The following is a 23,910-nucleotide window of genomic DNA, read 5'->3' on the forward strand; positions in this document are numbered from 1 at the left end:
ATCCCCATCCATCCATTCGACTGCCGCTGGCCCGGTGTTGTCAAGGGCGATTGCAACTGGCCTTCGTCCCCGGCCGCGGTCTAAGGAGAGGGCTATACCAGCCGGAGAAACCCCTGTGACACTCTCGTCGGATATCGCGCGCTTGTTGGAAATCATGGCAGCCCTGCGGACGCCCGGTACCGGCTGCCCATGGGATCTCGACCAGACCTTTGAATCGATCACCCCCTACACGATCGAGGAAGCCTACGAAGTTGTCGACGCGATCCAACGGGGAGATTTGTCCGACCTGCGGGATGAGCTGGGCGACCTGCTGCTGCAGGTCGTCTTTCATGCTCAGATGGCGGGCGAACAGGGGGTATTTGATTTTGGAGACGTCGTCGAGGCGATCACCGGAAAGCTGATCCGCCGTCATCCCCATGTCTTCGGCACCACCCGCGATCTTTCGGCGGGCGAGGTCAAGACGCTGTGGGATGAGATCAAATTGGCGGAAAAGCGCGACCGTCGGGAGACCCGCGAGAGGCTCGGAGCCCCGCCGGAGCCGGGGGAGACTTTCCTCGGCGGCATTCCCACCGCCCTGCCCGCCCTCACCCGCGCCCAGAAGTTGACCGCCAAGGCCGCAAAGGTCGGGTTCGACTGGCCGGATCCAGGGCAGGTTGTGGACAAGATCCAGGAGGAGTTGGCGGAGGTGGCCGATGCTGCAGCCTCAGGCCAGCGGGATCGAGTCGAGGACGAGATCGGCGATCTCCTTTTCGCCGCAGCCAATCTGGCCCGCCACTACGACATCGATCCGGAAACCGCCTTGCGGCGCACCAATGCGAAATTCGAACGACGGTTCGGTTTCATTGAAACGGCCTTGGGGCACCGCGGCGAGTCGCTTTCCCAGGCAAGCCTTGAGACGATGGAAGAACTCTGGATGGAGGCCAAGCTGGCAGAGCGCATGCCCCGCTAAGCCTCGCTCCTCAGAGGGATTGTGCGGACGGAAACCGGTTCAAAAACTGCGGCTCCTTGCCGGGCATCACCCGCACGCGCAAAATCGAATGGCCCTCATCCGTGGTTTCGCGATCGAGAATTTCCGTGTTCTCGTGGAGCCAGGCCAGACCCTGGCCATCCTCGGGCTCCACGTCGACCTGATAACTGACCCGGCCCTTGGAAAGGTGCTCTTCGATCAAGGCAAGGAGTTCCGGAATGCCCTCCCCCGTCAGCGCGGAGATCAGCACCGGCCGCCGCTCTTCGTCGGTGCGGCTCGACTTGGCCGCAAGCTTCGCGCGGTCCTCTGGTGACATCAGGTCGGCCTTGTTCCAGACCTCGATAATCCGCTTGGTGTCGTCTGGATCGATCCCGAGTTCGCGCAGGACGACCGCGACATCGCCGGCCTGGGCGTCCGTTTCCCCATGGGAGACGTCGCGGACGTGAAGCAGCACATCGGCCTCAACCACATCCTCGAGAGTGGCGCGGAAAGCCGCCACCAGCATCGTCGGAAGATCGGAGATGAAGCCTACCGTATCGGAGAGGATCGCCTTCTCTCCATGGGGCAGGTCAATCGCCCGCGAGGTGGGATCGAGAGTGGCGAACAGCATGTTCTCCGCCAGCACGTCCGCCTCGGTCATCCGGTTGAACAGGGTCGACTTGCCGGCATTGGTGTAGCCCACAAGAGCGATAATCGGGTAAGGCACCCGCCGCCGGCTCTTTCGATGCAAGGTGCGGGTCTTTACAACCGTTTCGAGCTCGCGCTCGATCCGCGTCATGCGCTCCTGAATCATGCGGCGGTCTGCCTCGATCTGTGTCTCACCGGGTCCGCCGAGGAAGCCGAAGCCGCCGCGCTGGCGTTCAAGGTGAGTCCAGGAGCGGACGAGTCGGCCTTTCTGATAGGACAGATGGGCCAGCTCGACCTGCATCGTTCCTTCCTTGGTGCGGGCCCGCCTGCCGAAAATTTCCAGGATCAGACCGGTGCGGTCGATGACCTTGGCGCCCCATTCCTTCTCGAGATTGCGCTGCTGGACCGGGCTGAGAGCGCAGTCCATCACCACCAGGCCGATCTCCTCGGCGCGGATGATTCCAGCGACCTCTTCGACCTTGCCGCTTCCGATATAGGTGGCGGGGCGCGGCGCACTCAAAGGCGCGATCATCGTGTGAACAATGTGGAGGTCAATGGCAGCAGCCAACCCGGCGGCCTCATCGAGACGAGCCTCGACGGCGCGGGGGTTCTCGCCTTCCTTTTCCTCACGGGGGCCGCCCAGACGCCATTTCCGGGTCAGATAGGGCCCTATCACAAGCGTGTTCGTTCCGGCCGCAACCTCTTTCTCAGGTTCGGCCAGCTGCAACAGGCGCTCTTCTCCTGGCGTGCGCGGTTCGGTCACTTCAGGCCTTTTCGCCCACCTCGTCGACTGGATCAAATAACTGCACCGGCTGTCCGGGCATGATGGTGGAAATAGCGTGCTTGTAGACCAACTGAGAATGGCCATCCCTGCGAAGCAGGACGCAGAAATTGTCGAACCAGGTCACGACACCCTGTAGCTTGACGCCATTCACCAGGAAGATGGTCAGGGGAATTTTTTGTTTCCGGACATAATTGAGAAATGTGTCCTGGAGATTTTGCGCGCGATCGCCCGCCATGAAAGTTGCCTCGCAAGCCCATCGCCGCCGGTCTTGGCTATGGGGCCGCCTATATGGTTGTCCGCATTCGTGCGGTCGGTGACCGGCCTTCTTATTACAGGGCGAACCCTGCCGTTAGGCAAGAGGGCAATGCCCGCTTAATTGTGGGCATGGCCGATTTTCTCCATCGCCGCACTAGCCGCCGATGCCGAGGGATTTGAGCTTACGATGGAGCGCGGAGCGCTCCATTCCGATGAACTCCGCCGTGCGAGAGATGTTTCCGCTGAAACGGGCGATCTGGGCCAGAAGATATTCCCGCTCGAAGATTTCCCGAGCCTCCCGCAGCGGGAGGCTCATCAGTTTCTCGCCGCCGGACCCGCCGGGCGTCGACGGCACCAGGGCGCCAATCTCCGTCGGCAGCATGTCGGTGGTGATCGGCGCATCCGGCTCGCCGGCCGTGAGAATCATCAGCCGCTCGACGTTGTTGCGCAATTGCCGGACGTTGCCGGGCCAATCGTGGGATTGCAGGACCGCCATGGCGTCCTCGCCGATCCGCCGCTTGGGCAGCCCGGTCGTGCCCGAGATCTGGTCCATGAAGAACTCGATCAATTCCGGCACGTCCTCCCGCCGCTCGGAGAGGGACGGGACCCTGATCGGGACCACGCCCAGCCGGTGGAACAGGTCCTCGCGCAGACGGCCCGCCGCAATTTCGGCAGCCAGATCGCGGCTCGATGACGAGATGATCCGGACGTCCACATGGACCCGCGTGCTTCCGCCGACGCGCTGGAAATTCTGATCCACCAGGACGCGCAGCACCCGGTTCTGGGTTTCGCGCGGCATATCGGCGATCTCGTCGAGATAGAGGGTGCCGCCATGCGCCTCCTCGAGGGCGCCGACCCGGCGGCCCTTGCCGTCTTCGCCCTCCATGCCGAACAATTCGGCTTCCATGTTCTCCGGCGTGATCGTGGCCGCGGACACCACGACGAAGGGGCCGTTGGCGCGACCCGACAGACCGTGAATGGTGCGCGCGGTCAGTTCCTTACCGGAACCCGGCGCGCCGGTAACCAGGATGCGCGCATTGGTGGGCGAGGCACGCTCAACGGCTTGGCGAAGATGGTTGATGGTAACGGATTTGCCTGCGATCCGCGTGGCCTGAACGGAGCGGGCGCGAAGGTCGCGAACCTCCCGCTTCAGCCGGGAGGCTTCGAGCGCCCGCTCGGCCACCAGCACCAGACGGTCAGCCTTGAATGGCTTCTCGATGAAGTCGTAGGCACCCGCCTTGATTGCCGAAACGGCGGTCTCCACGTTGCCGTGGCCGGAAATCATGACGATCGGCAGGTCCGGATGTTCAGCCTTGACGAGTTCGAGAACCTGCAGCCCGTCGAGCCGGCTGCCCTGCAGCCAGATGTCGAGAAAAACAAGATGGGGACGCCGCCCCTCGATGGAGGCGAGCGCCTCGTCAGAGGAGCCGGCCGTCCGGGTCCGATGGCCCTCGTCCTCGAGGATTCCCGCGACCAGGTCCCGAATGTCGGCCTCATCGTCGACGACGAGAATATCGGCGCTCATGAAGTCACCCCGCGTGTTTCGGTCTCGGCGGGAGCCGATGGCTCCTGGACGGGAAACTGCGTGGCTTTGGGAATCCACATGCGAACCTGTCCGCCGCGTCCATCCGGGTTGTCGACAAGTTCCATGCCTCCTCCATGCTCTTCGAAAATCTTCGCAACGATGGGAAGTCCCAAACCGGTGCCTCCTTCACGTGTTGTCATATAGGGCTCCAAAAGCCGCTGCCTTCCTTCAATGGGGAATCCCTTGCCGTTATCCGTGACGGCCAGGATCAAATAGTCGGGATGAGTGGTGTCGAGCGTCACCGTGATCGCGCCCTCGCCCCGCTCAGGATCGGGAACAGCCGAAATGGCCTCCGTGGCGTTCTTGACGATGTTTTGCAGCGCCTGCGACAGCAGCCTGCGGTCGAACGGCGCCTTGACCGGACCTTCGGGCAGAACATCGGAGATGACGATGTCCGGATGCGCGATGCGCATCATGAACACCACCTGGCGGATCGTCTCGGCCAGATCCTCCACCCCGATGGTGGGCTTGGGCATCCGCGCAAAGGACGAGAACTCGTCGACCATGCGCTTGATGTCATCCACCTGGCGGACGATCGTGTCGGTGCACTGGTCGAAGACCTCCCGGTCGGTAGTGATGACCTTGCCGTATTTCCGACGGATGCGTTCCGCCGCGAGCTGGATCGGCGTGAGGGGATTCTTGATCTCGTGGGCGATGCGTCGCGCGACATCCGCCCAGGCCGAGGTGCGCTGAGCGGAAACGAGGTCCGTGATGTCGTCCAGCGTAATGACGAGGTCGCGCTCTTCGCTACGGGCCTGCTCACTGGTCACCCGGACGTTGATGGTGCGTTCCTTGCCCCGCCGCGAGATCAGGATCTGCTTTTGCATCAGCCGCTGTCGGCCGTGTCGCATCTCATCGACGAGGTCTGCGACCTCGGGCAGGATCACGCTGATCGGCGCGCCCAGCAGGTTGTCCACGGACATGGCGAGCAGCGCCTCTGTCGACGGATTTACGATGGTGATGGTCCCCTTCGCGTCGATACCGATGACGCCGGCCGAAACGCCCGCGAGGACGGCCTCGGTGAAGCGACGGCGGCGATCCATGAGATCGCTGGCAGCGGTGAGGCCGTCGTGCTGGTGGCGCAGCTCCGACGTCATCTTGTTGAAGGTCTCGCCCAGATGCGCCAGATCGCCCTCCCCGCGGCGGACAGGAACCTGAACGTAGAAGTTTCCCGTCGCGACCTGGTCTGTGGCGTGGATCAGCCGTCTGATCGGCGCCACCAGCCGGTTGGCGAAGTTCAGCCCGAACCAGATTGCCGACAGCAGGACGATCAGCGCAATCAGCGCGAACATGGAGGCGAAAGCGACCTGGATGCCGACCTTCTTCTGCTCCAGCGCCTCATAAAACGCGACGCCGGCCTCGGCCACCTGGGGGAATTCAATCGCCCGCGGATCGACTTCGCGGGCGACGAACAGGACCCTGTCCCCCTGGGACGACAGCTTAAGGACCGAGCGGAAGATATTGCCCTCCCGCGGGAACAGGCACAGGGCATCGTCCGCGCTCGCTTCGTGGAGGTCGTCCGCCGATGGCAGCGCGATCCCCTCGACCTTCTTGGGCTCGATCCGCTCAACCACCGTGCCGTCAGGCTCGAGGATCATCGCCAGCGGGAAGCCGAGAAAGACGGACCGGGAATTCATGAAATCGCGGAAGACCTTCCGATCGGCGTCATAGAGAACCTTCGCCCGGTTGAGATCGGCAGCCATGAGCTGCGTTTCACGCGCGAGCGTCGTGCATTGCAGGTCGCGATAGGACCTGGCGATCGACACGGTGTTGCCCATCAGCTCCTTGATCGAGCCGGTAAACCAGGGGTCAAGGCCGCGCTCGAGGGTCACTGTTGCGACGACCGCAACCAGAATCGCAGGAAAGACTGCCACGAGACTGAAAAGACCGACGATTCTAACATGGAGACCGGCCGCGGCGGCACCCGCCCGCCGCTCTCGCACGAGCCGCTTAGTCTGCCAGGCCACAATGCCCAGCAGGAGCACGATGAGGAGGCCGTTAAGAATGAAAACCCAAATCACCACGAAGTGGGTGGGCAGAATGGGCGTCAGGCCGGCGAGGACCAGGAAGGTCGCCAGCGCAGAGGTCAGGGCGGCCAGGACAGCCACGGGCCCTAACCAGCCGAAACCGCGCTGATGTGCCTCCGACGTCTGACGACCGGGCTGAATATCCTGCTGATTCAAGCCGAAAAGCTCCGCTGACTCGCCTCCGAAGAGGTCGCCCGTATTGTACGGTGATGCACCAACACAACACTGTGGTCAAATGACCACATTAAGGCAGCGGCGGAGAAAAGGCGGGACTGACAGGATGCGGGCTGAAAAAATCTCAGGGAGAGGAATAATTACCGGCTGGTGCGGACGACCTGTAGCTCGAGGTCGCGGACCTTCTTGCGCAGGGTGTTCCGATTGACGCCGAGCAACTCCGCCGCCCTGATCTGGTTGCCGCGGGTCGCCGCAAGCGCCGCCCCGATCAGCGGACCCTCGATCTCGCGCAGGATGCGGTGATAAAGCCCGGGTGGGGGAAGGTTGTCCTTGAAGCCCGAGAAGTAGTCCACAAGGTGCCGTTCCACCGCATCCGACAGCCCCTCCGAGGGATCGATACCCTCTCCCCGACTTGTCGACATCGGCATTGCGATGGGCTGTGAGTCGAGTTCCGAATCGATGATCGCGCCGCTGATCACATCCTGCGGATAGAGGGCGGCGAGACGCCGGACGAGGTTTTCAAGCTCGCGCACGTTCCCGGGCCAGCGGTATCGCTTCATCCGGTCCATCGCATCAGCGTCGAGTTGCTTGCGCGACAGTCCTTCCTTTTCGACCAGCGCGAAGAAGTGACGGGCGAGATCAGGAATATCCTCGACACGTTCCCGCAAGGGGGGCAGCCGCAACGGCACGACGTTGAGGCGGAAGAAGAGGTCCTCTCGGAAGAGCCCCTGCTGGATCAGGATTCGCAGATCCTTATTCGTGGCAGCCACGATCCGCACATTGGTCTTGATCGGGATCCGGCCGCCCACCGTCGTGTATTCGCCCTGCTGGAGGACACGCAGAAGTCGCGTCTGCGCCTCCATCGGCATGTCGCCGATTTCATCGAGAAACAGGGTACCGCCCTCGGCCTGCTCGAAGCGGCCGGTATTGCGGGCTGTCGCGCCCGTAAAGGCCCCCTTCTCGTGGCCGAACAGGTCGGACTCGATGAGCTCCCGGGGAATTGCCGCCATATTGACGGCCACGAACGGCCCCTGCCGCCGCTTGCCGTAATCGTGCAGGGCTTTCGCCACCAGTTCCTTCCCGGTCCCCGATTCGCCGGTGATCATGACCGTGAGATCCGTGGGCATGAGGCGCGCCAGCGACCGGTAGATGTCCTGCATCGCCTGCGACCGGCCGACGAGGGGAATCTCCTCCTGATCGCCTGTCGGCGGGGCGTTCGACATCGCCCGAGGGCGGGACAGTGCGCGCCCGACGACGGCCACCAGTTCTTTCAGGTCGAAGGGCTTGGGCAGGTATTCGTAGGCGCCCCGCTCGGACGCCTTGATGGCGGTCATGAAGGTGTTCTGTGCGCTCATGACGATGACAGGCAGGTCAGGCCGAAGTTTCTTGATCCGCGGCAGAAGGTCGAAGGCGTTCTCGTCCGGCATCACGACGTCGGTGATGATGAGATCGCCCTCCCCTTGCGCCACCCAGCGCCAGAGCGTGGCGGCGTTGCTGGTGGAGCGCACTTCGTAGCCTGCGCGGGAGAGGGCCTGATTGAGGACGGTGCGGATCGCGGCGTCATCGTCGGCGAGGAGGATCTGTCCACTGGGCATGTTGGCAAGTCTCACAATTCGGACGCGCGACCGTCATCGGCGCGGTGCATGGGAAGGAGAATGCGGAACGTGGTGCGTCGCGGCGCGGGGTCGCATTCGACGATCCCCCCGTGATCCCCGACGATCTTGGCCACAAGGGCGAGGCCGAGACCGCTCCCCTGCGCTTTGGTGGTGACGAAAGGATCGAACAGATCGGAGACCAGGTCGGCTGGAACGCCCGGACCGTTGTCGCGGACGCTGAGCTCGATCGGAAGGCTGACCCGCTCGCCCGCGCCGGGCATGTGGAGGCGCACGCCGGCGCGGAACGCCGTCGACAGCACGATCTCGCCTTCGGAGCCGTCGCTGCCGATCGCCTCGGCGGCGTTCTTCACGAGGTTGAGGACCACTTGGATCAGTTGATCGCGATTGACGAGAACCGGCGGCAGGGACGGGTCGTAGTTTTCCACGAAGCGGATATGGCGGGCGAAGCCCGACTGGGCGAGACGCTTCACGTGGTCGAGAACGCCGTGGACGTTGATCGGACCACGCTCGGAAGGACGCTCCTCGCCGAACAACTCCATCCGCTCGACGAGCTTCACGATCCGGTCGGTTTCATCGCAGATCAGCCGCGTGAGCTGCCGGTCTTCCTCGTTGGCGGATTGCTCCAGCAATTGCGCGGCCCCGCGAATCCCGGAAAGCGGATTTTTGATCTCATGGGCCAGCATGGCGCCTAACGCCGTAATGGATCGCGCCGCGCCCCGATGGGTAAGCTGCCGGTCCATCTTGTCGGCAATCGTGCGCTCCTGGAGCATCACGATCACCTCTTCGCCCGCATCGCCCATGGGTGTCGCGAAGACATCGACGATGCGCTCTGCGCCGATCCGCGGGGAGCCGATATCGACGCGGTGCTCGCTCACGCTCGAGCCCCGCTGGCGCACATCGTCGATCAGCGCCATCACGGGCGACCCAAACGGAATGAAATCGCTGAGCTTCCGGCGCTGCATCACGCGCAGGCTCATGTCGAAGAAGGCTTCCGCTGCGGCATTCGCGTGCGTGACGACGCCCTTCCCGTCGATGGTGAGCACCGGCAGCGGCAAGGCGTTCATCACCCGGTCGTTTACGCCCGCTGTCATGCGGCCTCCCGGCTGCGTTCGGCATAGATCGTTCGCAGCAATTGCAGCACCGTCCTGGAATCGTCGGTGGTGACGAGTTTCATCCGCGCGCGCGGATCGAAGGCGAAGCCCGCCGCCATGGCGACGTCCGCATAGGCCGCCAGATGCTTGCGGGCATGACGAACCGCGACCTTCGGCCCGTAGAGATCGATCAAACCCTCGTAGTGAGTGACGACGATTTCCGTCATCGCCTCCGGTGTCGGGTCGGCGATGACGCGGCCTTGCAATCCAGCGCCAATCTGGCCGACGAGCCAGGGGCGGCCGACGGCGCAGCGCCCGACCATCACGGCAGCGGCTCCGGATTGCCGAAGACAGGTGCGGGCGTCCTCAACGGAGCCGATGTCGCCGTTGGCGATCACCGGTATCGACACGGCCTCTACCACGGCGGCAATCGCCGTCCAATCTGCCGAATCCTTATAGAATTGCTGGCGCGTCCGCCCGTGCACGGTCACCGCCTTGACACCCAGTGCCTCGGCCCGCCGCGCAAGCTCCGGCGCGTTGAGCGTCGCGTGGTCCCATCCGAGGCGCATCTTGACGGTCACGGACACGCTGGCTGCTTCCACACAGGCTTCGATCAGCCGGCAGGCATGGTCGAGATCGCGCATCAGCGCGGAACCCGCATAGCCACCGATCACCCGCTTGGCGGGGCAGCCCATATTGATATCGACAATGCGCGCGCCGGCGGCCTCGGCAATGCGCACCCCCTCCGCCATCGAGCGGGGATCGCACCCGGCGAGCTGGACCACATGCGGATCGACGCCCGTCCCCTCTGCCCGCAATTGCGCTTCAGCGTAGCCCTTCACGAGTTCGTCCGAGACGACCATCTCCGAGACGACGAGGCCTGCGCCGAGGACTTGCGCCGCCCGCCGGAAGGCCACATCGGTCACGCCCGAGAGCGGCGCCAGAACCGCCGGCACCGGGACGGGAACCGCGCCGATAACGAACGCCGCTTCGCCTATTTTTTGATCAGTTCGCATTATGCCCAATGAATAGCCAATTATCTGAAAGACGCAAGTCCCTGCGGGGATTGGTCTCGCGTTCGTGCCGTTTGCCTTATGGCGATCCGGTGCTTAGGAGAAACGAACCTTGAGGAGTGCAACCCCCGCATGACAGTCGCCGCTCTCATCGTTGCCGCCGGACGCGGGAATCGCGCTGGCGCTGGCTTGCCGAAGCAGTACCGGATGCTGGCGGGCCGGATGGTTCTGTCGCGGACCGTGACGGCGTTTTTGCGGCACCCGCACATTGCACAGACGAGCGTGGTCATCCACCCAGACGATGCGGCGCTGTACGCCGCAAGCGTGTGCGATCTCGAACCGGCCTCAGGCCGGCTCCTTTCTCCGCCCATTCATGGCGGCGAGACCCGGCAGGATTCGGTGCGCTGGGGGCTCGAGGCAATGGAAGCGTCGGCACCTGACCTTGTCCTGATTCACGATGCGGCCCGGCCCCATATCGATCCCGCCCTGATCGAAAGGGCGATCCGCGCCGGCGAGACTTTTGGGGCGGCGGTTCCCGGCTGCAAGGTCACCGACACGATCAAGATCGTGGACCCGGACGGCCAGGTCGTCGGGACGCCGGATCGCACCGCGCTGCGGGCCATCCAGACGCCTCAGGTGTTTCGCTTTCGCGACCTGCTCGCCGCCCATCGAAGGGCGGCGGAAGCCGGGTTGCACCATTTCACCGATGATGGCGCGCTTGCCGAATGGGCAGGCCTTGCGGTTGCCGTTTTCGAGGGCGATGCGGGCAACGCCAAGCTGACCCACCCGGACGATTTCAAAGAGGCCGAGCGCCGCCTTGGACAAGATGCCATGCCCTACCTGACCCGTCTCGGAACCGGTTTCGACGTCCACGCCTTCGGCGATGGCGATCACGTCTGGCTCGGCGGGATCGCCGTTCCGCACGATCGCGGCGTCGTGGCCCATTCGGACGGCGACGTTATCCTCCATGCCCTCACCGATGCGGTGTTGGGCGCTTTGGCCGATGGGGACATCGGCACGCATTTTCCGCCCAGCGATCCCCAATGGCGCGGCGCGTCTTCCGACCGCTTTCTTGCTTATGCGGTCGATCTGGTGCGACAGCGCGGCGGGTTCGTCGATCACCTCGATGCGACGCTCTTGTGCGAACGCCCGAAGCTCGGGCCGGTCCGCGAAGCGATCCGCCAGCGCATTGCCGAGATTGCGGGACTTCGCATCGACCAGGTGTCGGTCAAGGCGACAACCACAGAGCGGCTCGGCTTTACAGGGCGGAGCGAGGGCATCGCCGCCCAGGCCGCCGCAACCATCCGGCTGCCAGAGGAATTGCCATGACGAACGACCTCCTGCCGCGCGCTGCGGCGCTGCTGAAGACCTGCGCAGCGCGCGGGTTCAAGATCGCGACCGCGGAATCCTGCACCGGGGGTCTCGTTGCCGGATTGCTCACCGAAATTCCGGGATCATCCACGGTGGTCGAGCGAGGCTTCGTCACCTATTCGAACGAGGCCAAGACCGAGATGCTGGGCGTGTCCAGCGATCTCCTCACCGCGCACGGCGCAGTCAGCGAGCCGGTGGCGCGGGCCATGGCCGAAGGGGCGCTCGCGCGCTCACGGGCCGATGTCGCGGTCTCGATTACCGGGGTTGCAGGTCCGGGCGGCGGGAGTACCGCAAAGCCGGTGGGACTGGTGCATTTTGCCCTGGCCCAAAAGGGACAGCCAACGCGCTCGCTTGAGCGCCGATACGGCGATCTCGGACGCAGCGTCGTGCGCGCCCGTGCGGTGGCGGACGCTCTTGGATTGCTGGAGAGCGCGGCGTCGTCCGACCCTTAAGACGGACCCGAACCGACACGGTCAGCGTAGACTAAATCCGCCCGTTCTTCAAAGGCTTCAGCGAATTTTCTGAAGGCCTTGTCGAAGACCGCACCCATGAGCACGCCGAGCGCGAAGCTCTTGAACTCATAGTTGATGTAGAAGTCGATCTCGCTGCCGGTGGGCGTCGTGCGGAACGTCCAGCGGTTCTCGAGATATTTGAAGGGACCGTCGACATACTCGACCGTGATCCGCAGGCGCGGTCGGTCCAGCTCGACGCGGCTGGTGAACCGCTCCTGGATTGCCTTGTAGCCGACACTCATGGCCGCCACGATGGTCTCGATGCCCTCGCCGCTTTGCGACCGGCGGACCACGCGCAGGCTCTCGCAGAGCGGCACGAATTCCGGGTAGCGCTCGACATCCGCAACGAGAGCGAACATGTCGGCGGCGCTGTGCCTGACAGGACGGGTGGAGCGGAACGTGGGCATCGGTCAGGCAGCTTTCGCGGTTCGGGCCAATTGCGCCGGCAGCGCCGCAAGGTCGGCGGCATTTCGCACGATAAAGGCATCCTGATCGGGCCGCAGCCGGCTCATCAAACGGGCGGTCTTCATTCCCATCGTTTGCGGATACGACCAGATCCACCGCATGAAGGAGGGGTCGAGCCGTTCCGCGCAGTCTGGACCGAGATCGGGCCTGTTGCGGCCGTAGTGACGCAGCACGCGCCAGAGCACGCGGGCGGCACAAGCCCAGCGCGGCACATCGAGCCACACCACAGCAGTGGCGCGCGGCACGCGGATGTCGAAGGTGCTGGCGTAATTCCCGTCCATGACCCAAGCGGGGCGGCTCGCGAGTTCGGTCGCCCGCACCCGCCATTCGGACTTCGACGGCATTGTCCAGCCCGGCCCGAAATATTCCCGGTCGAGATGGATGAGCGGAAGGCCGAGAGCCGCCGCCAGCCGTCGAGCGAGCGTGCTCTTGCCTGCGCCGGGGCTGCCGATCACGAGGATGCGGTGCATGGGAACTGGGCTCTCAGCCGAGGCGCGCCAGCCGGGCCGCCTTGAGCTTGGCGAAATCCTCGCCCGCATGGTGCGACGACCGGGTCAACGGGGTTGAGGAAACGAGGTGGAAACCCTTCGCGTAGGCCGTCGTGGCGAAAGCCTTGAACTCGTCCGGCGTGACGAAGCGGATGACCGGATGGTGCTTCTTGGTGGGCTGGAGATACTGGCCGATCGTCATGAAATCCACATCCGCCGAGCGCAGGTCGTCCATCAATTGCAGCACTTCGTTCCGCTCCTCTCCAAGCCCGACCATGATGCCGGACTTGGTAAAGATGGTCGGATCGATCTCCTTCACCCGCTGCAGCAGGCGGATGGAGTGGAAGTAGCGCGCGCCGGGACGCACCTTGAGGTATTTCGACGGCACCGTCTCGAGATTGTGGTTGAACACGTCGGGCTTGGCCGCGACCACGATCTCGAGCGCGCCCTGCTTGCGCAGGAAGTCAGGCGTCAGGATTTCGATGGTGGTGCCGGGGGAACGCGCCCGGATCGCCAGGATCACATCGGCAAAGTGGCGGGCGCCACCGTCATCGAGATCGTCCCGATCGACTGACGTGATGACCACGTGCTCGAGGCCGAGCTTCTGCACCGCGATGGCGACGTTCTCGGGTTCCAGCGGATCGAGCGCCTGCGGCATGCCGGTCTTGACGTTGCAAAAGGCGCAGGCCCGCGTGCAGGTATCGCCCATGATCATGAAGGTGGCGTGCTTCTTCTCCCAGCACTCGCCGATATTGGGGCAGCCGGCCTCCTCGCACACCGTGACGAGTTTATTCTCCTTCACGATCCGGTTGGTCTCGGCCCATTTGGGCGAGCCGGGAGCCTTGACGCGAATCCAGTCGGGTTTGCGCTGCTGAACCGGCTGATCGGGCCGATGCGCCTTTTCAGGGTGGCGGGGACGGCTGTCCCGGTTCAGGAGATCGAGAACGACGGCCATGGATTGGAAGTCCTTGAGCGAGACGGAAGGCTGCGCGGCAACATCCCTGACTTAAGGCTTCGGCGGCCGCTTCGCAAATCATGAGCGCCGCCGCCCTGCGCATGCCTCCCCGGAAGCCCGTCTCGTCAGGCGAGTCCCAGCATCAGGCGGATGTTCTGGACCGCAGCGCCGGATGCGCCTTTCCCCAGATTGTCGAGGCGCGCCACGAGGACGGCGTGGTGATAGGCCTCGTGTGAGAAGACCCGCAGTTCCATGCCGTCGGTGTCGTTCAGTCCCTCCGGCTCGAGGCGCTCCAGGAGCTTGCCGCCGGAAGCGGTCGGAACAACCGAGACGGTCCCGCCGTGGGCATAATAGGCCGTCAGCGCCGCCTCGAGATCACGCGCGGTCGGATTGCCGGGCAAGGTCTCGAGATGGAGCGGGATGCTCACGAGCATGCCCTGACGAAAATTGGCGATCGACGGCACGAAGATCGGCCGACGGGTCAGGCCGGTGAACACCTGAAGCTCCGGCAGATGCTTGTGCTCGAAGCCGAGCCCATAGAGCTCGAAGGCCGGCGCCCCGCCCGACTCGAACAACTCGATGGCAGGACGGCCGCCGCCGGTGTATCCGCTCACCGCATTGATCGAGATCGGGTAATCGGCCGGAATCAGGCCGGCATCGATCAATGGGCGCAGCAGCGCGATGGCGCCGGTGGGATAGCATCCCGGATTTCCGACCCGATCAGCCTTTGCGATCAGCTCAGGCTGGCCGGGCGCCAGTTCGGGAAAGCCATAGACCCATCCCGGTGTCACCCGATGGGTGCTGCTGGCGTCGATGATGCGAGGCCCCTGGCCGCCCAGGCTGTCGACGAGGGCGACGGTGTCGCGCGCGGCCTGATCATGAAGACAGAGGACCACGAGATCGACCTCCCGCAGGATCGCCAGCTTGGCGTCCGGGTCCTTGCGAAGCTCGGGCGCAATGCTCCGGATCGCGACACCGTCCAGCTGCTGCAAGCGGTCGCGGATGCCAAGACCGGTCGTCCCGGCTTCGCCGTCGATGAAGACGCTCGCCTGGCGCAGCGCTTGCTGGGAAGTGCTGTTGATCATGGTGGTCATCATCGGTTCCGTTCGTCTTGCCGGCCACTCGTATCAATCGAGGCATTCAGGCCAGTCCTGGAAAACAAAAAAGCCGCGCATCGGGCGCGGCTTACGAACAGGCTTCATGGACAGCCGTCATCGCACGCGCGCAAGAGCAGCCTTCGGTCGGCGTCGCAACAGTATCCGGTCCAATATCATGAATTTTCTATCCCGCAGATTGGCAACCCTGTCAACCAGTCAGAGTCCAGCGCCCGATAACAAAAAAAGGCGACCCGGAGGCCGCCTTTTTCGAATTCGCAGGAAAAGCGCTTAGCGCTTCGAGAACTGGAAGCTGCGGCGGGCTTTCTTCTTGCCGTACTTCTTGCGCTCGACGACGCGGGAGTCGCGGGTCAGGAAGCCGCCCTTCTTGAGGGCGCCACGCAGCTCCGGCTCGAAATAGGTGAGAGCCTTCGACACGCCGTGGCGAACAGCACCGGCCTGGCCCGACAATCCGCCGCCCTTGACGGTGACGGTAATGTCGTATTGGTCCTCGCGGCTGACGATGCCGAGGGGCTGCTTCAGGATCATGCGCAGCACGGGGCGAGCGAAGTAGACTTCGAGCGCGCGGCCGTTGACGACGATCTTGCCGGAGCCGGGCTTGATCCAGACGCGGGCGACCGCATCCTTGCGCTTGCCGGTCGCGTAAGCGCGGCCCTGGGCGTCGACCTTCTTGACGTATTTTGGTGCTTCGGGAGCAGCCGCCTCGGCGTTCTGGCCGAGATCAGAGAGTGACTGAAGGGTCGCCATTACTTAGCTCCCACGTTCTTGCGGTTGAGGATGCCGACATCCAGCGCTTCAGGCTGCTGCGCGGTATGGGGATGCTCGGCGCCCTTGTAGACGCGGAGATTGCCGAGGATCTGGCGGAACAGCGGGCCGCGGGGCAGCATGCGCTCGACTGCCTTCTCGACGATCCGCTCCGGGAAGCGGCCTTCGAGAATGAACTTGGCCGACCGTTCCTTGATGCCGCCGGCATAGCCGGTGTGATGGTAATACACCTTCTGCTCGCGCTTGCGGCCGGTGAACACCACTTTGTCGGCGTTGATGACGATGACGTTATCGCCGCAATCGACGTGAGGCGTGTAGCTGACCTTGTGCTTGCCGCGCAGACGCATGGCAACCACGGATGCAAGACGGCCAACGACGAGGCCCTTCGCATCGATCACAACCCACTTCTTCTCGACCTCGGCGGGCTTCAGCGAAGTAGTCTTCATCGCGCTGTTTCCCATTGGAGCGTTTTAAGGCTCAGGTTCTGAAATAAGAAACCGCCACGAGATGCGGCGGTCGATGGCCCGGGGTGTAAGCGGCAGGCGACGTTCTGTCAATCGATTTCATCGCGGCAGGAGGCCCGGAATGCCAGCAAACACGGGCACTTTCAGGTTGCGGTATTATGATACCGCATTTTTCGCGATTGGGATCGAATAGGTGCCTGTCGCGTGGCAGACGAGCGCGGGATCGCCCTCCGACGTTAGACGCACCTCCCCGACCGCCAGCCGCTTGCCAAGTTTCAAAATCGTACACTCCGCAATCAGTGCGCGCTGGGCAGGTTTGCGCAGGAAATTAAAGCTGAGATTGGTCGTGACGGTCAGCGGCTTTGGCCCAATCTGGGCGAGGATCGCCGCATACAGAGCGAGATCCGCCAAGGTCATCATGGCCGGCCCGGAAATCGTGCCGCCCGGACGCAGGTGCCGCTCGTGATAATCCATGCGCAAACGCGCCGTGAGGGGACCGACCGTTTCCAGATGAAAGGTCTGGCCCCCGAAATGCATCTGCGGAAACTCGGCATCGAGAAAGGCGCGCAGCGTATCGACGCTCATGATGGGTTCGTGCATTTTCATCGGCCGCCTTTGTCCATTGAACTGCCCTCGCCTCTCCCATACGGTTTGGCCATGAACCACGACTCTTATCCCAATGACTACATCCGCGACATCCTGATGGGCGTAAAGACCATCGCGCTCGTCGGTGCGTCGCAGAACCCGGCTCGCCCGAGCTGGATCGTGACGAAATATCTGATCGAGCGCGACTACGACGTCATTCCGGTCAATCCGGGCCTCGCCGGAACCGAACTGCTCGGCCGAAAAGTCTATGGCAGCCTGGCGGAGATCCCGTTTCCCATCGACATGGTGGAGATTTTTCGCAACTCGGAGGCAGCCTCCGGCATCACCGACGAGGCCCTGCGGCTGGTGCCGCTCCCGAAGGTCATCTGGATGCAACTCTCCGTCCGCAACGACGAGGCGGCCGCCCGGGCAGAGGCGAAATGCATCAAAGTCGTCATGGACCGCTGTCCGAAGATCGAGTTCGGAAGGCTTTCAGGCGAGATCTCCTGGCAGGGCGTCAACTCACGCATGTTGAGCGCCAAGAAACCGGTTCTCTCCGGCAAAGGCTTCCAGAAACTGAGCCTCAACAGGCCGCGCTGAGACCCTTGACCGGCGAACAAAACGTTCTTTAAATAGAACGAGGCTCTTTTCAACGATCGCAGAGGACGCGCCATGACCGACCGCTTGCCCGGTTTCGACACGCTTGCCATTCACGCGGGGGCAGCGCCAGACGCGGCAACCGGCGCGCGGGCGACGCCAATCTATCAAACCACGTCTTTCGTGTTCGACGATGTCGATCACGCGGCGTCCCTGTTTGGTCTGCAGGCCTTCGGCAACATCTATTCGCGGATCGGCAACCCGACCTGCGCGGTGCTCGAGGAGCGGGTCGCAGCGCTTGAAGGCGGCACTGCCGCGCTTGCCGTCGCGTCCGGCCACGCGGCACAGATGCTTGTGTTCCATGCGCTGATGCAGCCAGGCGACGAATTCGTCGCCGGAACAAAGCTTTACGGGGGTTCGATCAACCAGTTTACGCACTCGTTCAAGAATTTCGGCTGGAACGTGGTTTGGGCGAACCCGGACGAGCCATCGACCTTCGACGCTGCCATTACGCCGAAGACCAAGGCGATCTTCATCGAATCGATCGCGAACCCCGGCGGCGTGATCGTGGACATCAAGGCGATCGCGGCGATCGCCAAGAAACACCGGATTCCGCTGATCGTCGACAACACGATGGCGTCGCCCTACCTGATCCGCCCGTTCGAGCACGGCGCCGACATCATCGTCCACTCGGCGACGAAATTCCTGGGCGGTCACGGCAATTCCATCGGCGGCGTGATCGTCGACGGCGGGTCGTTCAATTTTGCCGGCGACGACCGCTACCCGATGTTGTCCAAGCCCCGCGCTGAATATGGCGGCATGGTTCTGGGCGAGACCTTCGGCAATTTCGGCTTTGCCATCGCCTGCCGGGTTCTCGGCCTGCGCGATCTCGGTCCGGCGCTGTCGCCCTTCAACGCGTTCCTGATCCTCACCGGCATCGAGACCCTGCCCCTGCGCATGCAGCGGCACTCCGACAATGCGCTCGCGGTCGCGACCCATCTGGCCAAACACGACAAGGTCGCCTGGGTGAGCTATCCGGGTCTTCCCGACGATCGCTATCACGCGCTTGCCAAGCAGTATTGCCCACAGGGCGCGGGCGCGGTCTTCACCTTCGGTCTGAAAGATGGCTACGAGGCAGGCGTCAAGCTCGTCTCCAACCTCAAGCTGTTCTCGCACCTGGCCAATATCGGCGATACGCGCTCGCTCGTGATCCACCCGGCCTCGACCACTCACCGGCAGTTGACCGACGACCAGAAGACGCAGGCTGGCGCAGGCCCGGAGGTCGTTCGCCTGTCCATCGGCATCGAGGACAAGGCCGACCTGATCGACGACCTCGACCAGGCCCTCGCCGACGCCTGAACACACAAAAGGCGCCGCCTCCCGTGGGGAGCGGCGCCTTCAATCCTTTGATGCGACGCTTGGGAAATGGGCTTCCGAACTCACGCCGGCGGCGCGCGTATCCCGATCTCTCCCAAGCCGAAGAGCTACGCCGCGCTTCGCGCGCCCCGTGCGTAAGCGCTATGGACCGCCTTCATGGAGCGGTCGATCGCGGTCCAGAGACGTGACATTTCCTCTGCCGCGTGTGAGCCCGACTCAAACTCTTCGGCGCCTTCGCCCTCCGTCAGCGCTTGGGAGAAATCGGCCCGATGGGTGACCTGTCCGGCCCAGACGGGGATCTTGAGCGCATTCAGCGCGCCGCGCGCATCGGACACGATCGCAACCTCCTGATCGTTGCGCTTGGGCGGCGCACCATTGATCACGGCAGCGTAAGGCTTGCGCAGCTCGCGCGCGAGCTCGACCGTATCCTGCACCGCAGCGATGTCGAAGACGCCGGGGCGCATCGGGATGATGACCAGTGTCGCCTGCTTAATGGCCTCGACCACCGTCGCCGACTTATCCGGCGGCGTATCGATGAGCACCCACTCGTAACCCTCGCGCTTGGCGGCCTTGACGGCCTCGGCGATGTTGCGGGCGCCATGGCGCAGCGCCGGGTTCTCCTTGCCGCGGATCTTGTGCCAGAACGACAGGGAGCCCTGCGGATCAGCATCGATGAGGAGGGTCCGGCGCGTGGGGCTGGCGATATAGGTCGCGAGATGCGCGGCGAGCGTGCTCTTTCCAGAGCCACCCTTCCGTGAAGCGAAGACCAGCACGTTCATGCCCTACTCCTCATAAAGCGCAATCATGATTCCCGGGCGTCAGGTCCGGGCATTTCCGATACAATATCTATCTAACAGGAGAATGCTCGCCTACCCAAGACAGTGGAGCAAATTGTCTCTGGACAATTTTTCAAGCCCCCCCGCAGGGACCGCTTCGTGAGGCTATCGGCTGAGCGCCGCGACGATCTCTAGGGCTCAAGCTTGACGCTTAGGAAGGTTCCACATGAATAAAGGCTTCCCCACCCGCAGATTTTGACGATTTTAGTCGGGAACTCTCAGTTTACTTTTCGGTTAGCCCACCGATTTAGACAACAGGAGAGTCCCACATGTCGAATAAAATCATTCTTGCTGGCGCAGTTCTGGCGTCGCTGATTCCCGCAGCTGCTTTTGCTCAGACCAATGCTCCCGGCGGCGCAGCGGCCGGTGCAGCGACGGGCGCCGTTGGCGGCGCGATTGTCGGCGGCCCGGTGGGCGCGGCCGTTGGCGGCGTCACCGGCGCGATCGTGGGCGGCATCGTCGGCGACCAGCAGCCGCGCTTCCGCGAATATGTCGTCACGCAGCGTCCCTCCTCGTACCGTTACCAGCAGGACGTGGCCGTCGGCACCGTGCTCCCGTCGTCGGGCGTGACCTATTATGATGTGCCGGCCGAATATGGCGTGCGCGGTTACCGCTACACGGTCGTAAATGACACTCCGGTCCTGGTTGATCCGGGCACACGTCGGGTCGTGCAGATCATCCGCTAAGCTTTTCAGCGGGAGACGGAATGGAGCGGCCGAAAGGCCGCTCTTTTCTTTGCGTTCAACTCAGGCGGGCGTGAACCACGGCCATCGCGAGCACGAGCATCGCCAGCACCTGGTGAGCAAGACCCGCAACGAGCGGGACAACGAGCACCAACGTTGCGATTCCCAAGGTCATCTGACCCAAGGCAAGACCCGCAATCGCGGTGGCTCGTCGGGCGGGTTTTGAACCCGGCATTCTCCGCAGCAGATCGACCGCGTGCCACACGGCGAGAGCAACGATCGCGTAGGCGAGCATGCGATGGTTGAATTGCACCAGGGCCAGGTTGTCGACGAAGTTTTCGATGAAGGGCGTGACGCTGAATAGCACGGAGGTCGACGGCACGAAGGCGCCGTCCATCAGCGGCCAGGTGTTGTAGGTGTATCCCGCCTTTGCGCCGGCCACGAGCCCACCCAGCCCGATCTGCAGCATGATCAGCCCGAGGATCAGCCGCGGGGCGATGGCCTTGCGGGACGCCGCGATGGCGGAGACGGGCGATGGCCGCAATCCGGCTGCAATCCACACGAGCAGAGCTAGAATAATGCTGGCCACGAGCAGATGAAGCGCAAGCTTGATCGGCGCAACCGCCGTCATCCCCGGCTCCAGCCCCGACGCGACCATGATCCAGCCGATACCGGCCTGAAGGCCACCGAGCGCCCCAACCCCCAGCAGTGCCGTTGCAAGCCGACCGGAAACGGCTCCCCGCCACCAGAACCAGGCGAGCGGCAGGAAAAAGACGAGGCCGATCACCCGTCCGAGCTGGCGGTGCCCCCATTCCCACGCGTAGATGAACTTGAATTCCGAAAGGGACATGCCCTTGTTCAAAAGCTCATACTGGGAAATCTGGCGATATTTCTCGAACTCCGCGAGCCACGCCGCCTCGCTGAGCGGCGGAAGGGCGCCGGTGACCGGTTTCCACTCGGTGATCGAGAGGCCGGATCCGGTGAGGCGGGTGGCCGCGCCCACGGCCATCATGAGGATGACCAACCCGGAAAGGGTGTAGAGCCAGGTCTTCACAGCCGGCAGGCGGGGACTGGTTGCAGTGGGGGAGTTGAGGCTTTCGGCGGATGCTGCGACAGCCATGCACGCTCTCATCATCGATTAGGGGTTGAACCCGGGATGGCGCCTGTCACATAGAGGCAGCATGACGCCGACGCAATCAATGCCGATGCCGCACCCGCGCGGCCGGTGGCGTCACAGGGAGGCCGGCCATGGGGATGCGCACGCGAAAATTCATCGGAACGGTCGTGATGCTTGTATTCATCGGGTTCTATGTTCTGTTTGCCATGGCCGCAGCCGAAGGCACGATCACCCGGGCGCCGAAACTCTTGCAGACGGTCTTCTACATCGTGCTGGGCCTGATCTGGATTCTCCCGCTCCTGCCGCTGATCCGCTGGATGGGCAAGCCCGACAAGGTGTGAATGTCCGGCAGCCAGCGGCGGATGTGGAAAGACACGACCCGATGAACACAGACAAGCAGACCACGCCCGCCCTCGGGGCTGTTCTTGAGACGGCGCTCTACGTCGCGGACCTTGAACAAGCCCGCGGCTTTTACGAGACCGTTCTGAACCTTGAGCCGCTTTTCGCGGACCACAGGCTCTGTGCGTACGACGTGGCGGGCCGCACCGTGCTCCTGCTGTTCAAGCGCGGAGCCTCGACTGGGACGACAATCCTGCCCGGAGGCACGATTCCACCCCACGATGCGGCCGGACACCAGCACATTGCCTTCGCGGTCACGGCCGATGAACTCCCGGCCTGGGAAAACGCCCTCACCGCACGGGGGATTGAGATCGAGGGCCGCACCAACTGGCCCAAGGGCGGGACCAGCATCTATTTCCGCGATCCCGATGGGCACCTGCTGGAACTCGCAACCCCGGGACTCTGGAAGACCTACTAGGGTTTCCCGCGCCGTGCCGCGAGACATGGCCGAAACGAGAAAGGCCCGCGTGACGCGGGCCCCTTTTTGCTTATCGGCAAACGGTGCGCCGGCTCGGCTGCCATCCCCAGCCGGGGACCCACTCATTGAACCGCTCCGTGTAGCAGGGGCGGTAAAGCGGCGGTGGCGGCGGGGCGAAATAGACGGGCTCCGGCTCCACATAAACCGGCGGCGGCGGTGGGGGTGGCGCGTAGACGGGCGCATAATAAGGCCCCTGCGACGCAGCGATCGCTCCGCCAACGGCCAGGCCGCCCAACACGCCGAGCGCAGCCGCGGCGCCTGGGTTGAAGCCATCCCGCGCCACGGCGGGTTCGACCACGGCCAAGCCGCCCACCAGGGCTATCGCTGCAGCCGTGCCAGAGAGAACATGCAGAACTTTCATGATCGTCACCTCGCGCCAGTGAGAGGCCGGTTGTGCGCCTCTTCAGCTGCCCGTTTTATCGGGCCCAACCTCACTGGGAGCTGAACAAATCAGGGCAGCGCCGTGTCGAAAACCTTGTTCTGGCGAGATGGTAACAAATCGGTAAACGCCAATCGGCTCAGCTCACGGCCGACCGCAACGGCACCGACAGCAACACGCGGATCAGATCCGCCTGCCGGTTGGTGTCCGTCTTGCGGAACAGGTTTTTCAGGTGGAACACCACCGTGGTCTGGGCGATCTCGCACTCCTCGGCGATCTGATCCAGCCGCTTGCCGTCGATCAGCATGAGGGCAACGCGCGTCTCGGCGGGGGTGAGGTTGTAGAGCCGCACCAGCGTGTCGCCGGACACTTTCGTGCGTTGCTCGGTATCGATCAGCAGAAGCACCACCGCCTCGGGCTTTTCTTCGGGCGTGAAGCGCTGCCCGGGGATCAGCACCAGATAGGGACGCCCCCCGGACTGGCGTGGAAAGGAGACGATTTCGTCGAGATAAGCCTCCTCGAACGCCTTCTTGAGCCCCTCGTGAAGCTTTGTGTTCTGCTTGGGGACAGCTCCTTTCAGGATGCCCCCGACCACCCCGATGCCTTCGTTCTCGCCGACGATCCGCTCGGCCTCCTTGTTCATGAGGCGCACATTGCCGGTCTCGTCCACGACCACCACACCGACGAGAAACCGGTCGAACGCGAAGGTCGCCTTGTAGAGAGCCTCGACGGTCCGCCCGCGGGACGTGTTGAGAACCTCCTGCCAGGCCTCCTCGGCGCGCTCCACCGCCCCGGTCTGGACGCGAGCGACCTGGTTCAGGCGCGCCGCGATGGTGGCGAGCAGAATCTCGTAGTCGATGGGCTTGACCAGGTAATCGTCCGCGCCGGCTTGTTTGCCGATCAGCACGTCGTTGCGGTCCGCGAGCGCGGTGAGGAAGATGAACGGCACATCGCCAAAGCCACCTTTCTCCCGCATCGCCTTCAGCACATCGTAGCCCCCAAGACCCGGCATCGTGATGTCGCACAGGACGAGATCGGGCCGGTGCTCATTGAGGATCGCGAGCGCCTGCTTGCCGTCCGAGGCCTGCAGAACATGATAATCGGCGGCCGAGAGCTCTTCGGCGATATCGCCTCGCAGATCGTCTTCGTCCTCGATGCAAAGGATCGTCCGTTGGGCGTTCATAT

Annotated in this window: 26 protein-coding genes; 8 read left to right on the plus strand and 18 right to left on the minus strand. The window is 63.6% G+C overall.

The features are described 5' to 3' along the window. Positions 1 to 115: 115 nt before the first annotated feature. Positions 116 to 949, plus strand: a complete 834-nt coding sequence (mazG, locus tag J4G32_RS00685; RefSeq protein WP_210482972.1) for a nucleoside triphosphate pyrophosphohydrolase — start codon at positions 116 to 118, stop codon at positions 947 to 949. 10 nt (positions 950 to 959) lie between these two features. Here the strand turns inward: mazG and hflX are convergent, their stop codons facing one another. The 7 genes from hflX to dusB all read right to left on the minus strand — a co-directional run bounded on the left by hflX (position 960) and on the right by dusB (position 10,142). Further along, complete coding sequence (gene hflX / locus J4G32_RS00690) at positions 960 to 2,357, minus strand: GTPase HflX (protein WP_210482983.1); 1,398 nt, start codon at positions 2,355 to 2,357, stop codon at positions 960 to 962. Position 2,358: 1 nt separating this feature from the next. After that, on the minus strand, positions 2,359 to 2,613 hold the full coding sequence (gene hfq, locus J4G32_RS00695) for an RNA chaperone Hfq (protein ID WP_150945960.1): 255 nt from the start codon (positions 2,611 to 2,613) through the stop codon (positions 2,359 to 2,361). A 174-nt stretch (positions 2,614 to 2,787) separates the two neighbouring features. Beyond that, a complete protein-coding gene (gene ntrX / locus J4G32_RS00700) occupies positions 2,788 to 4,158 on the minus strand; it encodes a nitrogen assimilation response regulator NtrX (RefSeq protein WP_210482985.1) in 1,371 nt (456 codons plus the stop codon). Continuing rightward, positions 4,155 to 6,326: a sensor histidine kinase NtrY-like gene (locus tag J4G32_RS00705; RefSeq protein WP_343232563.1), complete on the minus strand. Its 2,172-nt coding sequence runs from the start codon at positions 6,324 to 6,326 to the stop codon at positions 4,155 to 4,157. The genes ntrX and J4G32_RS00705 overlap by 4 nt, the downstream gene beginning before the upstream one ends. 233 nt (positions 6,327 to 6,559) lie before the next feature. Further along, the gene (ntrC, locus tag J4G32_RS00710) at positions 6,560 to 8,014 is read right to left on the minus strand and encodes a nitrogen regulation protein NR(I) (RefSeq protein ID WP_210482989.1); all 1,455 of its coding nucleotides are present in this window, start codon (positions 8,012 to 8,014) and stop codon (positions 6,560 to 6,562) included. A gap of 11 nt (positions 8,015 to 8,025) precedes the next feature. Next, positions 8,026 to 9,126 (minus strand): two-component system sensor histidine kinase NtrB, encoded by a 1,101-nt coding sequence (locus J4G32_RS00715; RefSeq protein ID WP_210482999.1) that lies wholly within the window; start codon positions 9,124 to 9,126, stop codon positions 8,026 to 8,028. Then, complete coding sequence (dusB, locus tag J4G32_RS00720; RefSeq protein WP_210483001.1) at positions 9,123 to 10,142, minus strand: tRNA dihydrouridine synthase DusB; 1,020 nt, start codon at positions 10,140 to 10,142, stop codon at positions 9,123 to 9,125. Before dusB ends, J4G32_RS00715 begins: the two co-directional genes overlap by 4 nt. A gap of 129 nt (positions 10,143 to 10,271) precedes the next feature. Between dusB and J4G32_RS00725 the strand changes: the two genes are divergently transcribed. Further along, a complete protein-coding gene (locus J4G32_RS00725; protein WP_210483003.1) occupies positions 10,272 to 11,468 on the plus strand; it encodes a bifunctional 2-C-methyl-D-erythritol 4-phosphate cytidylyltransferase/2-C-methyl-D-erythritol 2,4-cyclodiphosphate synthase in 1,197 nt (398 codons plus the stop codon). After that, positions 11,465 to 11,962 (plus strand): CinA family protein, encoded by a 498-nt coding sequence (locus tag J4G32_RS00730; RefSeq protein ID WP_210483012.1) that lies wholly within the window; start codon positions 11,465 to 11,467, stop codon positions 11,960 to 11,962. Before J4G32_RS00725 ends, J4G32_RS00730 begins: the two co-directional genes overlap by 4 nt. On the opposite strand, the gene J4G32_RS00735 is transcribed toward J4G32_RS00730, so the two are convergent. From J4G32_RS00735 to J4G32_RS00765, 7 genes are all read right to left on the minus strand, one after another. Then, positions 11,959 to 12,429 (minus strand): type II toxin-antitoxin system RatA family toxin, encoded by a 471-nt coding sequence (locus J4G32_RS00735; protein WP_210483014.1) that lies wholly within the window; start codon positions 12,427 to 12,429, stop codon positions 11,959 to 11,961. The genes J4G32_RS00730 and J4G32_RS00735 overlap by 4 nt on opposite strands. Before the next feature lie 3 nt (positions 12,430 to 12,432). Continuing rightward, positions 12,433 to 12,957, minus strand: a complete 525-nt coding sequence (locus tag J4G32_RS00740; RefSeq protein ID WP_210483015.1) for an AAA family ATPase — start codon at positions 12,955 to 12,957, stop codon at positions 12,433 to 12,435. Between the two features lie 13 nt (positions 12,958 to 12,970). Next, on the minus strand, positions 12,971 to 13,930 hold the full coding sequence (gene lipA, locus J4G32_RS00745) for a lipoyl synthase (protein WP_210483017.1): 960 nt from the start codon (positions 13,928 to 13,930) through the stop codon (positions 12,971 to 12,973). A 125-nt stretch (positions 13,931 to 14,055) separates the two neighbouring features. Continuing rightward, positions 14,056 to 15,015 carry an N-acetyl-gamma-glutamyl-phosphate reductase gene (gene argC, locus J4G32_RS00750; RefSeq protein ID WP_210485440.1) on the minus strand — a complete coding sequence of 320 codons (960 nt, stop codon included), beginning with the start codon at positions 15,013 to 15,015 and terminating at the stop codon, positions 14,056 to 14,058. A 300-nt stretch (positions 15,016 to 15,315) separates the two neighbouring features. Next, entirely contained in the window at positions 15,316 to 15,792 is a 477-nt protein-coding gene (gene rpsI / locus J4G32_RS00755) for a 30S ribosomal protein S9 (RefSeq protein ID WP_210483019.1), read from the minus strand. After that, the gene (gene rplM, locus J4G32_RS00760) at positions 15,792 to 16,256 is read right to left on the minus strand and encodes a 50S ribosomal protein L13 (protein ID WP_210483028.1); all 465 of its coding nucleotides are present in this window, start codon (positions 16,254 to 16,256) and stop codon (positions 15,792 to 15,794) included. Before rplM ends, rpsI begins: the two co-directional genes overlap by 1 nt. 174 nt (positions 16,257 to 16,430) lie before the next feature. Continuing rightward, positions 16,431 to 16,874, minus strand: coding sequence for a PaaI family thioesterase (locus J4G32_RS00765; protein ID WP_210485441.1), 444 nt, complete (start codon positions 16,872 to 16,874; stop codon positions 16,431 to 16,433). A gap of 57 nt (positions 16,875 to 16,931) precedes the next feature. On the opposite strand from J4G32_RS00765, the gene J4G32_RS00770 reads away from it, so the two are divergent. Further along, positions 16,932 to 17,459 carry a CoA-binding protein gene (locus tag J4G32_RS00770; protein WP_210483030.1) on the plus strand — a complete coding sequence of 176 codons (528 nt, stop codon included), beginning with the start codon at positions 16,932 to 16,934 and terminating at the stop codon, positions 17,457 to 17,459. A gap of 72 nt (positions 17,460 to 17,531) precedes the next feature. Further along, positions 17,532 to 18,815 (plus strand): O-acetylhomoserine aminocarboxypropyltransferase, encoded by a 1,284-nt coding sequence (locus J4G32_RS00775; protein ID WP_210483032.1) that lies wholly within the window; start codon positions 17,532 to 17,534, stop codon positions 18,813 to 18,815. A 125-nt stretch (positions 18,816 to 18,940) separates the two neighbouring features. On the opposite strand, the gene J4G32_RS00780 is transcribed toward J4G32_RS00775, so the two are convergent. Next, positions 18,941 to 19,612 (minus strand): ParA family protein, encoded by a 672-nt coding sequence (locus tag J4G32_RS00780; RefSeq protein WP_210483034.1) that lies wholly within the window; start codon positions 19,610 to 19,612, stop codon positions 18,941 to 18,943. Positions 19,613 to 19,938: 326 nt separating this feature from the next. Between J4G32_RS00780 and J4G32_RS00785 the strand changes: the two genes are divergently transcribed. Next, positions 19,939 to 20,355 (plus strand): DUF1236 domain-containing protein, encoded by a 417-nt coding sequence (locus J4G32_RS00785; RefSeq protein WP_210483036.1) that lies wholly within the window; start codon positions 19,939 to 19,941, stop codon positions 20,353 to 20,355. 55 nt (positions 20,356 to 20,410) lie between these two features. Here J4G32_RS00785 and J4G32_RS00790 read toward each other — a convergent pair whose 3' ends face one another. After that, the gene (locus J4G32_RS00790) at positions 20,411 to 21,472 is read right to left on the minus strand and encodes a COX15/CtaA family protein (protein ID WP_210483038.1); all 1,062 of its coding nucleotides are present in this window, start codon (positions 21,470 to 21,472) and stop codon (positions 20,411 to 20,413) included. A 128-nt stretch (positions 21,473 to 21,600) separates the two neighbouring features. Between J4G32_RS00790 and J4G32_RS00795 the strand changes: the two genes are divergently transcribed. Next, positions 21,601 to 21,810, plus strand: coding sequence for a DUF2842 domain-containing protein (locus tag J4G32_RS00795; protein WP_210483040.1), 210 nt, complete (start codon positions 21,601 to 21,603; stop codon positions 21,808 to 21,810). A gap of 41 nt (positions 21,811 to 21,851) precedes the next feature. Further along, positions 21,852 to 22,286, plus strand: coding sequence for a VOC family protein (locus tag J4G32_RS00800; RefSeq protein WP_210483049.1), 435 nt, complete (start codon positions 21,852 to 21,854; stop codon positions 22,284 to 22,286). 70 nt (positions 22,287 to 22,356) lie between these two features. Here the strand turns inward: J4G32_RS00800 and J4G32_RS00805 are convergent, their stop codons facing one another. Next, complete coding sequence (locus J4G32_RS00805; protein WP_210485550.1) at positions 22,357 to 22,707, minus strand: hypothetical protein; 351 nt, start codon at positions 22,705 to 22,707, stop codon at positions 22,357 to 22,359. A 157-nt stretch (positions 22,708 to 22,864) separates the two neighbouring features. Further along, positions 22,865 to 23,908 carry a helix-turn-helix transcriptional regulator gene (locus J4G32_RS00810; protein ID WP_210483051.1) on the minus strand — a complete coding sequence of 348 codons (1,044 nt, stop codon included), beginning with the start codon at positions 23,906 to 23,908 and terminating at the stop codon, positions 22,865 to 22,867. Between the last annotated feature and the right edge of the window lie 2 nt (positions 23,909 to 23,910).

This window comes from Microvirga antarctica (genome assembly GCF_017921815.1).
Classification (GTDB): domain Bacteria; phylum Pseudomonadota; class Alphaproteobacteria; order Rhizobiales; family Beijerinckiaceae; genus Microvirga; species Microvirga antarctica.

What these genes read in the sequence shown, in the direction of transcription:
- hfq (WP_150945960.1), bottom strand. Translation starts at nt 2,613, where the DNA reads ATGGCGGGCGATCGCGCGCAAAATCTCCAGGACACATTTCTCAATTAT.
- ntrX (WP_210482985.1), bottom strand. Translation starts at nt 4,158, where the DNA reads ATGAGCGCCGATATTCTCGTCGTCGACGATGAGGCCGACATTCGGGAC.
- ntrC (WP_210482989.1), bottom strand. Translation starts at nt 8,014, where the DNA reads ATGCCCAGTGGACAGATCCTCCTCGCCGACGATGACGCCGCGATCCGC.
- J4G32_RS00715 (WP_210482999.1), bottom strand. Translation starts at nt 9,126, where the DNA reads ATGACAGCGGGCGTAAACGACCGGGTGATGAACGCCTTGCCGCTGCCG.
- dusB (WP_210483001.1), bottom strand. Translation starts at nt 10,142, where the DNA reads ATGCGAACTGATCAAAAAATAGGCGAAGCGGCGTTCGTTATCGGCGCG.
- J4G32_RS00725 (WP_210483003.1), top strand. Translation starts at nt 10,272, where the DNA reads ATGACAGTCGCCGCTCTCATCGTTGCCGCCGGACGCGGGAATCGCGCT.
- J4G32_RS00730 (WP_210483012.1), top strand. Translation starts at nt 11,465, where the DNA reads ATGACGAACGACCTCCTGCCGCGCGCTGCGGCGCTGCTGAAGACCTGC.
- J4G32_RS00735 (WP_210483014.1), bottom strand. Translation starts at nt 12,429, where the DNA reads ATGCCCACGTTCCGCTCCACCCGTCCTGTCAGGCACAGCGCCGCCGAC.
- J4G32_RS00740 (WP_210483015.1), bottom strand. Translation starts at nt 12,957, where the DNA reads ATGCACCGCATCCTCGTGATCGGCAGCCCCGGCGCAGGCAAGAGCACG.
- lipA (WP_210483017.1), bottom strand. Translation starts at nt 13,930, where the DNA reads ATGGCCGTCGTTCTCGATCTCCTGAACCGGGACAGCCGTCCCCGCCAC.
- argC (WP_210485440.1), bottom strand. Translation starts at nt 15,015, where the DNA reads ATGATCAACAGCACTTCCCAGCAAGCGCTGCGCCAGGCGAGCGTCTTC.
- rpsI (WP_210483019.1), bottom strand. Translation starts at nt 15,792, where the DNA reads ATGGCGACCCTTCAGTCACTCTCTGATCTCGGCCAGAACGCCGAGGCG.
- rplM (WP_210483028.1), bottom strand. Translation starts at nt 16,256, where the DNA reads ATGAAGACTACTTCGCTGAAGCCCGCCGAGGTCGAGAAGAAGTGGGTT.
- J4G32_RS00765 (WP_210485441.1), bottom strand. Translation starts at nt 16,874, where the DNA reads ATGCACGAACCCATCATGAGCGTCGATACGCTGCGCGCCTTTCTCGAT.
- J4G32_RS00770 (WP_210483030.1), top strand. Translation starts at nt 16,932, where the DNA reads ATGAACCACGACTCTTATCCCAATGACTACATCCGCGACATCCTGATG.
- J4G32_RS00775 (WP_210483032.1), top strand. Translation starts at nt 17,532, where the DNA reads ATGACCGACCGCTTGCCCGGTTTCGACACGCTTGCCATTCACGCGGGG.
- J4G32_RS00780 (WP_210483034.1), bottom strand. Translation starts at nt 19,612, where the DNA reads ATGAACGTGCTGGTCTTCGCTTCACGGAAGGGTGGCTCTGGAAAGAGC.
- J4G32_RS00785 (WP_210483036.1), top strand. Translation starts at nt 19,939, where the DNA reads ATGTCGAATAAAATCATTCTTGCTGGCGCAGTTCTGGCGTCGCTGATT.
- J4G32_RS00790 (WP_210483038.1), bottom strand. Translation starts at nt 21,472, where the DNA reads ATGGCTGTCGCAGCATCCGCCGAAAGCCTCAACTCCCCCACTGCAACC.
- J4G32_RS00795 (WP_210483040.1), top strand. Translation starts at nt 21,601, where the DNA reads ATGGGGATGCGCACGCGAAAATTCATCGGAACGGTCGTGATGCTTGTA.
- J4G32_RS00800 (WP_210483049.1), top strand. Translation starts at nt 21,852, where the DNA reads ATGAACACAGACAAGCAGACCACGCCCGCCCTCGGGGCTGTTCTTGAG.
- J4G32_RS00805 (WP_210485550.1), bottom strand. Translation starts at nt 22,707, where the DNA reads ATGAAAGTTCTGCATGTTCTCTCTGGCACGGCTGCAGCGATAGCCCTG.
- J4G32_RS00810 (WP_210483051.1), bottom strand. Translation starts at nt 23,908, where the DNA reads ATGAACGCCCAACGGACGATCCTTTGCATCGAGGACGAAGACGATCTG.